General features: G+C 36.9%; 5 protein-coding genes. All 5 read left to right on the forward strand.

The features are described from left to right. The first annotated feature begins 1,012 nt into the window (after positions 1-1,012). Positions 1,013-2,248 carry a M16 family metallopeptidase gene (locus tag D5R40_RS26080; RefSeq protein ID WP_192901223.1) on the forward strand — a complete coding sequence of 412 codons (1,236 nt, stop codon included), beginning with the start codon at positions 1,013-1,015 and terminating at the stop codon, positions 2,246-2,248. 206 nt (positions 2,249-2,454) lie between these two features. Beyond that, positions 2,455-3,429 (forward strand): acetyl-CoA carboxylase carboxyltransferase subunit alpha, encoded by a 975-nt coding sequence (locus tag D5R40_RS26085; protein WP_124147692.1) that lies wholly within the window; start codon positions 2,455-2,457, stop codon positions 3,427-3,429. A 1,056-nt stretch (positions 3,430-4,485) separates the two neighbouring features. Further along, positions 4,486-5,199: a GTP cyclohydrolase I FolE gene (gene folE, locus D5R40_RS26090; RefSeq protein WP_124147691.1), complete on the forward strand. Its 714-nt coding sequence runs from the start codon at positions 4,486-4,488 to the stop codon at positions 5,197-5,199. 448 nt (positions 5,200-5,647) lie between these two features. Continuing rightward, the gene (locus D5R40_RS26095) at positions 5,648-7,090 is read left to right on the forward strand and encodes a phosphoglucomutase/phosphomannomutase family protein (RefSeq protein ID WP_124147690.1); all 1,443 of its coding nucleotides are present in this window, start codon (positions 5,648-5,650) and stop codon (positions 7,088-7,090) included. A 711-nt stretch (positions 7,091-7,801) separates the two neighbouring features. After that, the coding region (locus tag D5R40_RS26100) for a HEAT repeat domain-containing protein (RefSeq protein ID WP_240041655.1) at positions 7,802-11,102 on the forward strand (3,301 nt) is incomplete at its 3' end.

Genomic DNA, 11,102 nt, shown 5'->3' on the forward strand with positions numbered 1-11,102 from the left:
AGTCAAGATGTGTTGAATAATCATTTCCTGCACATCAAACAAACTAACTTCAGGATTAATCGACTCTCGACAAATAGTCAAAAACTTATCCCTAGCCAAACAAAACTTTTGATTATTCTCCGACTGTTTAGCAATTAAATCTCGTAAACTTTTTAAAATAGTAGGTAAGTCTGCCTGAAAAGTAGTAATAGCCTCGCGAAAATCCTTAACTTCCGGGCGAACATAATTAATAAAAGCATTAATAATTCCATAGTCAAAAATTAAAAGCCAAAAGTGATATTTTCAGTACTTAAAGCCTCTACTCTAGTAAGCATTCAGCTATTAGCGGTCAGCTATAAGCTTTTTAATGAATGAAGCAAGCATTCGTTTAATTTCTACTACATTATTAACTAGAGATTCGTACTCTGAAGCTTTGATAAAATTGCTTTTTTTTCCTTTAAATGTAATAAAGCTGATAGCTGATTGCTGTTTGCGCAGCATTCCGCAGGAAATGCTTACCTACTCTAAAGTAATTTAACTTCATTAGTTACTAACTATTTGTGAAATTAGCTATGATACTTAAAATTAACAATGCCAAAAAATTTATGTAAGTTATTTTTAAATATACCAGTTTCAAAAAATAAGTATTTTTGTAAAATAAACAGTGTATTTTGAATAGACAAGGAGTACCCAAAAAGCTACAGACAAATCAAAGTGTAACTCAATAAACATCTCCAGAAAAGAAGGAGTAGGGAGTAGGAGGAAAGAATCGATCATTTATGTGCGATAATTAATTTTATTTTCTATTATTGGAGATGTCTAATAGTAAAAACACAAAAAAAATTAATGGGGTTTTCGCCTCTTACCTAACTCTTGACTAATAACTAATAGCAATCACCGAATCAGATGTAAGAATTTTATTGCTTCTGTGTTCCCTATTCCCTATTCCCTGTTCCCTGTGCCCTATTCCCTAAAAATCTACAATATCTCACAACTCAAATAAGATTTATAAATATTTAAAATTAAAAAATTAATGATTAAAAAAAATATAGAGCGAAAAGTCCTGAATAATGGCATAGTCTTCATCACAACAGAAAATAAGACAGCGGATATTATTTCAGCCAAAATATTCTTACGAATAGGTAGTCGTTATGAACCCAGAGAACAGGCAGGAATCTCTCACTTATTAGCAGCAGTATTAACCAAAGGGACAGAAAAATTATCCTCTCTAGATATAGCCCATAAAGTTGAATCAGTAGGAGCAAGACTAGGTACAGATACAACCACAGATTATTTCTTACTGAGCATAAAAACAGTATCTACAGATTTTGCAGATATATTTCAATTATCAGGAGAAATAATCAGATATCCATCATTTCCAGAAACAGAAATTGAACTAGAAAAACGAATTACTATTCAAAGTATTCGCTCTCAATTAGAACAACCCTTTACTGTAGCATTCTCTCAATTACGAGAAATGATGTATCAAAATCATCCTTATGCTTTATCAACTTTAGGTACAGAAAAAACAGTTTCTCAAATTACCCGCACCGATCTTCAAGAATTTCATCAAACTCACTTCCGTCCAGATAATATAATCATATCTATAGTAGGTAATATTACAAATGCCAAAGCAATTAATTTAGTTGAACAAACATTAGGAGATTGGCAACAACCAGAAACACCCCCGATAACTTTAAACTTACCAAGTATAACTCCCCAACCATCAAAAGCAACAACATACCAAGAAACTCAACAATCAATTATTATGCTTGGTTATTTAGCCGCAAATGTTAACAGTTCTGACTATGCTCCTCTCAAATTAATTAATACTTATTTGGGTAATGGTTTATCAAGTCGCTTATTTGTTGAACTGAGAGAAAAACGAGGTTTAGCTTATGATATATCTGCTTTTTATCCTACCCGTCTAGATATCTCCAACTTTACAGTTTATATAGGAACCGCTGCAGAAAATACAGCGATCGCTAAAGCAGGATTAAGAGAAGAAGTGGAGCGCTTAGTGAATAACCAACTTAGCTCAGAAGAATTACAAGTCTCCAAAAACAAATTATTAGGTCAATATGCTTTAGGTAAACAAACAAACTCACAAATTGCTCAAATTTTAGGATGGTATGAAATTTTAGGTTTGGGTATAGAATTTGACGCTAAATTTCAAGAAAATCTGACAATGGTAACTACTGCTGAGGCACAAGAAGTTGCTAGTAAGTATTTCATTGAACCCTATATTTCAATTGTTGGACCAGAATAAAATGTAAGCATTCAGCGGTCAGCTATCAGCTATCAGCTATGAGTTATTAGCTCATTATCGCACCTAAGCTGGAATTATACCATTTCTCAAAAACTTTTCTACATTTTGTTGAGTAATGGAGTGGGGAGTGGGGAGTAGTCAAAAAAAACTGATGAACTGTGGTAAACTTAACAATGTTAATATAGAACCTAAAATAAAAACTCGGTGTGCCCAAATCAGAACGTAAAATTCTCCTAGATTTTGAAAAGCCTCTAGCAGAATTAGAAAACCGTATAAATCAGATTCGCGAACTAGCTAAAGACTGTAGTAGTGTAGATGTCTCTGAGCAAATTAGCCAACTAGAAGCAAAAGCAACTCAACTACGTCAAGAAATCTTTAATGGTCTTTCCCCTGTACAGAAACTACAGTTGGCCCGCCACCCAAGGCGACCAAGCACTCTGGATTATATCCAAGCTATTTGTGATGAGTGGATCGAGTTACATGGCGATCGTGGTGGTAGTGACGATCCAGCAATAGTAGGAGGCTTGGCCAGGATAGATGGAAGGCCAATTATAATTATTGGTCATCAAAAAGGACGAGATACGAAAGATAATGTAGCCCGTAATTTCGGTATGGCCTCAGCAGGAGGGTACCGCAAAGCAATGAGGTTAATGGAACATGGCAATAGCTTTGGAATGCCAATCTTGACATTTATCGATACTCCTGGTGCATGGCCAGGTATAGAAGCTGAAAAAATGGGACAAGGAGAAGCGATAGCATACAATTTACGAGCAATGTTTCATCTGGATGTACCAATAATTTGTACGGTGATTGGAGAAGGTGGTTCAGGTGGAGCGTTAGGGATTGGAGTGGGCGATCGCCTACTAATGTTAGAACATTCTGTATATACAGTTGCTAGTCCTGAAGCTTGTGCAGCAATTCTCTGGAAAGATGCCGGTAAAGCTTCTCAAGCAGCAGATGCTTTAAAAATAACCTCTTGGGATTTAAAAAATATAGGGATTATCGATCATGTCATTCCAGAACCAAATGGTGGGGCTCATGCTAACCCATTACAGGCAGCAGAAAACCTCAAAAAGGCCATAGTTAGCAATATAGAAGAATTAACTAAGATCAGCAGTCAGGAACGCCGAAAACAACGTTATCAAAAGTTCCGTTCCATAGGAGTATTTTTGGAAACTTAATAACTGAAATTGATTTTGTCTTCTAGTAAACCGCTTCGTGGAAGTCAAAAGTCACAAATTATTATCCCATTAATCAAATCAATTGGCATGAATAAAAGCTTTATTTTTCTATGGATGAATCTCTTGTCTCTATATCCAGTTAATTTTTTTGATTAAATCCAAAAGATGGATAAGAAAGACGATTTATTAGTGACTTATTATTTCTACTCTAGGAATATTCAACAGATGATCTACACAATAAAATGTAATTTAATGAAGTAATGAGAAATTAGTATGCTTTTAATAAATTGATTTTAGGTTATACTAGAAATTAAGTTATAGTGTCAACCCTAATTAAGATAAAGTAAACGGTTATTAAAATAACCTCAGTAGTTTTTAATCTATACTCTAGCTAGGGAAATATTGCTCTCATAACTCTCAAACATTTGATCTGGCAAAATTAATAAAATTCAATAGAATCTAGATATTTTTTTTCTTTCATTGTTTTTAAATTTATTCAAGCAATCTTAATTAACCATGCACGACTGACTTTCTGGCATAATTATTAAAGTAGTGAGTATGGTTTCGTTAATGACCAAGTATTTTCACAAAAAGGGGATCTACTGTGTCCAGTCAATTTTGCTTCATAGCTCCTTATGAAATAATAACAAGAAAAGAAATAACTACTTAGTTAGTATTACAGCCAATTCTCCCTGGGTTGATCGATACCCCTATCTAGGGTCAAGAAACTTATTGGAATTGAGCTTAACTATTTCACCATGATAACATCCTAAAATAGAAATAGTTGCGGAGAATTCTTAATACTTTCCTGATACCAACTTAGACTGTAATTTACTTACTTCTATGATAAGTAATAACTTGTGAAAATAGATTCTTGCTCGGTGTCACACTTACAGCAGAGAAATTGAAAATTTCCCATTCTCATAGTTCATTGCTAATTAATAACTAAAACTGATTACCACCAATGAACAGAGAGCTGTGATCTAAGCTAAATGGCCTAGCAAAAGTTAGGTCAAGATACAACTTGCTTTTTTTTTAATCTGATCCGGATCTATTATGACTCAAACTTTTTCCAACGCTTCCAATAACACAATTAGCACCAATGGTGTTAAAACTTCTACAAATGGTATTTCTCACCGACCTGACCGCAGCTCCTCATCTAATGGTCAACCGATTAAACAACAACCTCCTGCTACAGAGACCAATGAAGCAATGATGGAGGCAGTACGAACAATGTTACTATCAGTAGGAGAAAACCCTGAACGAGAAGGCTTACTCAAAACTCCTAAGCGGGTTGCAGAAGCAATGCGATTCCTCACTCAAGGCTATAATCAATCCCTTGAAGAAATTGTCAATAATGCCATTTTTGACGAAGGTCATAACGAAATGGTTCTAGTTAGAGATATCAATCTTTTTAGTCTTTGTGAACATCATATGTTACCATTTATGGGAAAAGCTCATGTAGCTTATATTCCCAATCAAAAAGTAGTAGGTCTTAGTAAGCTAGCTCGGATTGTGGAAATGTATTCCCGTAGATTGCAAGTTCAGGAGCGACTCAACCGTCAAATTGCTGAGGCAATTCAACAAGTTTTAGAACCAAAAGGTGTTGCAGTTGTCATAGAAGCTACTCATACCTCTATGGTAATGCGAGGAGTACAAAAACCTGGGTCTTGGACTGTTACCAGTGCTATGCTTGGTTTATTTGAAGAAGATCAGAAAGTTAGAGAGGAATACCTGAGCTTAATTCGCCATCAACCTGCATTCTTTTAACTAGCTAGTGTCGCTACGCGGAATTTAAAAGTCAGCGGAAGTCAAAAGTCAAAAGTCAAAAGTCAAGAGTATTGATTGGTAAGGCTTTTAGGATTTTGTAACTGGTTAGTTATTTCTGCCATCCTGCACTACTAACTGAATACCCTGGGAATAAGGAAGCAACTTTTCTTATTTCCCTCTTCTTTTCAACAATAATTATGTATAGAAAAGTAGGGGAAAAAGCTAAGAGTTAAAGCAAATATAGCAATATGATTTTAGTTGTGAGATATTGGATACTTTTGTTTTAGGTATGGAGAGAATAGGAAATAGGTATGGAGGGAAGAAACGAATACATAAGAATAAGATAACTACTATATTCTATGCTTTAAAGGAATACCTCAATTCTCACATCTGATTCCTGATTGCTATAATTAAACAAACAAATCTATATATTAAAGAGATTTATGGTATGGCTAAACCAATAAAATTTGGAACAGATGGCTGGCGCGGTGTTATAGCTGATGATTTTACTTTTGAACGGGTTTCTTTAGTAGCTCCAATCGCAGCGCGAATTTTAGAGAAAAATTATGCTGATTCTACGAATAATAGTAAAACAGTAATTGTTGGTTATGATCGTAGGTTTATGGCCGAAGAATTTGCCCAAGTTGCTGCTGAAGCTATTCAAAATGTAGGGTTTGATGTGCTATTAACAGATACTTATGCTCCTACTCCAGCTTTTAGTTGGGCAGCATTTGAAAAACAAGCTCTTGGGGCAATCGTAATGACTGCTAGTCATAATCCAGGAAAATATTTAGGGTTAAAAGTAAAGGGTGCTTTTGGTGGGTCAGTTCCTCCAGAAATTACACAACAAATAGAAGAATTATTAACAGTTGAAGTAGAAAAAGATAGGCTTCAGGGGAGCAAAATAGAAAGTTTTAATCCTTGGCCTAGTTATTGTGAAACTCTACAAAAAATGGTAGATATTAACAACATTAAGTCTGCTATTAATGAGGGAAAATTAAAAGTTTTTGCAGATGTAATGCACGGTGCTGCTGCTGGAGGGTTGCAAAAGATACTGGGAGTGGAAATTCAAGAGGTTAATGGTAATCGCGACCCTTTATTTGATGGTGGTGCCCCTGAACCTTTGCCTCGCTATTTGAGTAAACTTTTTAAGGAAATGAAAAGTTATCGAGCAGCAAATCAGGGAAGTTTATCCATTGGATTAGTGTTTGATGGAGATAGCGATCGCATTGCTGCTGTGGATGGTGAGGGTAATTTTCTCAGCTCCCAAATTTTAATTCCTATTCTGATAGAACATCTGACAACTAGGCATGGGTTTAGTGGGGAAGTTGTAAAGACTATTAGTGGTTCGGATCTATTTCCCAAGGTGGCACAATTATATAATATGCCAATTTTTGAAACTCCCATTGGTTATAAATATATTGCCGACCGGATGTTGTCAACTCAGGTGCTTGTGGGTGGAGAAGAGTCTGGGGGTATTGGTTATGGTACTCATATTCCGGAAAGGGATGCTTTATTATCAGCACTCTATTTGTTAGAAGCAGTGGTAATGTCTGGTGAAGATTTAAGTGCAATTTACGGCAAACTTCAAGAAAAAACAGGTTTTAGTTCTGTTTATGACAGGATAGATTTACCTTTGCCTAATATGGAGGTGCGATCGCGTTTGTTGGAGCAGTTACAAAGTTATCCTTTGACGGAGGTTGCCGGACAAAAAGTGGTTGATTGTTTGACTATAGATGGGTATAAGTTGCGGTTAGCTGATGGTCGTTGGTTATTGATTCGGTTTAGTGGTACTGAACCTGTTTTGCGGCTTTATTGTGAAGGTGCGGATATGCAGCAGGTTAAGCAGACTTTGGAATGGGCTAAAAATTGGGCTAACAGTATTGCTTGATTTATGCAAAGTTGCAAATGAATCCTGTAGTTTTGATGTCTAGCACTTTACTGAAGTCAGAAGTCAGAAGTCAGAAGTTCAATTCTGGCGTTGCTTAGTGGTAATGATTTTTAGATTAAGTATCATATCAGGGAAAAACATAAGTTGTTCAATTTTACCGAAAAATTGTGGTCTGAGGCCTCCCCTTTTAAGGGGATAAAAAGCGGTCGATCTTCGGATCTTCCCGTAGGATGGAATGGCGTTTGCTACCGCAAAGCTTTCCGTTCCGGAATGCTACCGCAAACGCTAACAGGGGAGCGGGTCTGCAAGAACGGGTCTCCTCCCTGACCGACCATCGACCAACAGAAAAGATAATATTCCAGATTTAAAGCCTTCTGATTGCAGAGGTACTGTTAGCGTAGCTCCTCGAGAAGAGACTAACTGATAACTGAAATTACCTTCAACTACTTACTATTACATTTGAGCAACTGCTAGACAAGGACTTGGCCACAGATACACGGATGATTAATCTGCATTCTGTGGAGCTACTAAAAAACAGTGGGGTAGAGCGATCGCTCTTGTATTTGTTTAAAGTCTTTTAATCATTCCAATTATACTAATTTCATAAAATATTGCTACAGTCACGACTTTTCTTACAACTCAAACTTATTGTCAAATACCAAAAGATGTAGTGCGATAAAATAGAATTGACAGGTTACTATATATAAAATTATGGAAGCAGGTTTAGTAGGTTTAGCAGGTTGGGGATTATCAAAAATAGCAGATTCATTGTGGGATACTGCTTGGGAAAAAGGAAGTAAAAGCTTCACTCAATCTCTCAATAAAACAGATATAGAAAAAGCAATTAAATCTGGAGAAAAAGCTGTGAAGGAATGGGAAAATCAGCTTCTACCGCAACAGCTTTTATTTTATTCAGCTAAACAAGATGGTTGGAATGGAGTTAATAAATTTATCAGTCAATATTTTCAACATTCTGCCGTTTTGAAGGAATTACAAAAACCATTAATTAGTCAAGGCAAGCCAGATATTGATATTTTAATTACTATTTTTCAACAAGAATCACAGATAAAAAATATTCAAATAAATCAACAATCTCTACAACCTTGGATAGAAACTTTTGTGAATGCTTACTTTCAACAAACTGATACTTATATCAAATTCCAAGTAGCCAAACAAAATTATTTTGAACAGTTAGCAAATTGGTTTGATGATGTGAAATTTGCTGGCATTTCTGTACCTGGGCAAGAAGTAGAAAAGTCTGAGAAATTAGCCTATATTTTTGTTATGCCAGATGTAGTAGAAGATGTCTCAACAGGAGGAGGTTTTGAAAGGGATTTATTATTAGCAGGAAGTGGGGAAAAACTGGAAAGGGAATTATTGATAAATACTACTGGCAGAAAATTTTTAGCCTCAGAATTATTAACTCAAAGTCAGTCACGGAAATTTGTAATATTAGGTGCGCCGGGTTCAGGAAAAACAACCTTGATGAGTTATTTTGCCGTGATGTTGGCATCTATCCCCCCAACCCCCCTTCGTAAGGGGGGCTATGATGCCGAAACCCTTGTGGATGATAGAGATAAGCCAGATCCTACGCAGCGCGATCGCCAGACCAAATCTTCATCTTCTTCCAGTTCCCTCCTTTCAAAGGGGGGCAAGGGGGGATATCTAGGTTTAGATCCAAATACCGACTACCTCCCAATTTTAATTAGGATGCGAGACTTGGCAAGACATCCCGACAAAAGTATTCTCGAATATGCTCGTATATTTTCCGAGAAAACCATGGCAGTCAAAACTTTACCAACAGGATTTTTTGAACATTGGTTAGAGGATGGCAGAGCGTTAATATTGTTGGATGGTTTGGATGAAGTGGCAGAAGAAGGCAAACGTTATGATGTGGTCAGACGCATTGAGAATTTTTTAGGGCAGTTTGACAGAAATAGAGCAATTATTACATCTCGTCCTGCGGGTTATCGGCGCGACTTTTTCCGCACAGAGGAATTTCCCCACTATCAAATGCAGTCGTTTGATGACGAGAAGATTTCGGCATTTATCAATAATTGGTATGACAGTCGGTTTCTAGATAAGGGGGAGGCCGAAAGAAGGAAGGAAAGTTTACGAAAGGCGTTGGATGATAATGACCGAATTAAGTTGTTGGCCAGAAATCCCTTGTTATTGACAATTATTGCTTTGATTCATCGGTATCAGGCGGTTTTGCCCAAAAAACGGTTTGAGCTTTATGATGCTGCCGTGAAGACGCTGTTAACTTCCTGGGATGCTAATAAAGAAATTAGTAATCATAGGGTGTTTAAATATTTAGATTTAGACGATCTACGCAGGTTGATGGAATTGTTGGCTTTTTGGGTGCATACTCAGGGAAATGTTGGGGATAATGAGGGTGGCACGTTGATAGATAGGGATGAGTTGATAGAGCAGTTGAGTCGAGAGATTAAGAGGTTGAAGCAGGTGCAGTTATATCAGGCAAAGGAAGAGGCAGAAAGATTTGTGGAATTAATTCGGGAGCGCACGGGGTTGTTGAATGAGCAGGGGCAAGATTTTTATGGGTTTGTGCATAAGACTTTTCAAGAATATTTGTGTGCTGAGGAAATTGACTATCAAGCAGATAATGAGGGTGATTTTGAAATTGTTTTAGATAGTATTCGAGAACATTTGCATGACTCACATTGGCGGGAAGTTTTACTATTGCTAATAGCGCAACAGAAGCCGAAAAAGGCGGCAAAGGCGATGCGGGCAATTTTGAATCGTGGTAGTGAGCATGAGGAGTGGTTACATCGGGATTTATTGTTTACTGTTAGTTGTTTAGCAGAAGATCCCAAGGGGTTGCGAGGTGCCGATGCCGAGTTGGTGCATGAGATTTTGGAAAAGTTGGTTGAGTTGGAGGTGAGTAGTGAGGAGTTGCTCGGTTGGAAGGTGCGCCGCCAAGTTTATCAAATTTTTTGTAGTTTGTATGAAACTGATTTTGAAGCAGAAATTTTAGAGATGTTGAAAGAGCGGGCAGATTTAATTGACGAAGAAAGGTTGCTGAAATATCGATCGGATCTGGGGGAAAAGCAGGAGGTGATCGGGGAATTACTGGCACGGCTTCAGGATGAGAATTCTAAAGTGCGTCAGAATTCTACTTTAGTTTTAGGTGATTTGGGCGATAGTTCTCAGACTGTGACTAATGCTTTAGTAATGCGACTAGATGACAAAGATTTTAATGTTCGTCGGACAGCAGCTTTCTCTTTAAGCAAACTGGGAAATAGTTCTGAGAATGTGATCTTTGCCCTAGTTGCACGACTTGAGGATGAAGATTCTGATGTACGTTTAAGTAGTGCTGATGCTTTAGGAAAGTTAGGCAATAGTTCTGAAAAAGTAGTTGATGCTTTGCTAAGTCGTTTAAATGACAATTCTCCAGCCTGTTACAGAGCTGCCTGGGCATTAAGTCAATTATGTCAAAATTCAGATATATTAGTCGATAAATTACTGAAACTACTAGAAAATGAAGATAGTAGTTTCCATGCTGGCGTTGCTGATACTTTAGGGCAGTTAAGCGATCGCTCTGATAAAGTTACTAACGCTCTCCTAGTCTTGCTAGCAGAGCAAGATTCTAGTATCCGTGTTAGAGTTGCTCAAAGTTTATTCCGTTTAGGGAATCGCTCCTCAATAATTTTTAATACTTTAGAGACACTATTAGAAGATGACAATTTTATCGTGCGTAAAGTAGCTGCCCGTACTTTAGGTGATTTTTTGACTAGCTCAGGTACTGTAGTCACTAACCTGTTACCACTACTTAAAGATGATAATCCTTATGTGCGTTGGAATACTGCAATGGCCTTGAGTAAGTTAGCTAATAACTCAAATACCGTAGTCATTGATTTACTACTACTATTAGAAGATGAAAATTTTTATGTACGCAGGAATGTTGCCAAAGCCTTGGGCAAATTAGGCAAAAAATCCCCTAATATTCTCCCCACCATCATTCAATGGATTCAACAACATCAAAATTCAGAAT

Source organism: Okeania hirsuta (assembly GCF_003838195.1).
Lineage (GTDB): Bacteria > Cyanobacteriota > Cyanobacteriia > Cyanobacteriales > Microcoleaceae > Okeania > Okeania hirsuta.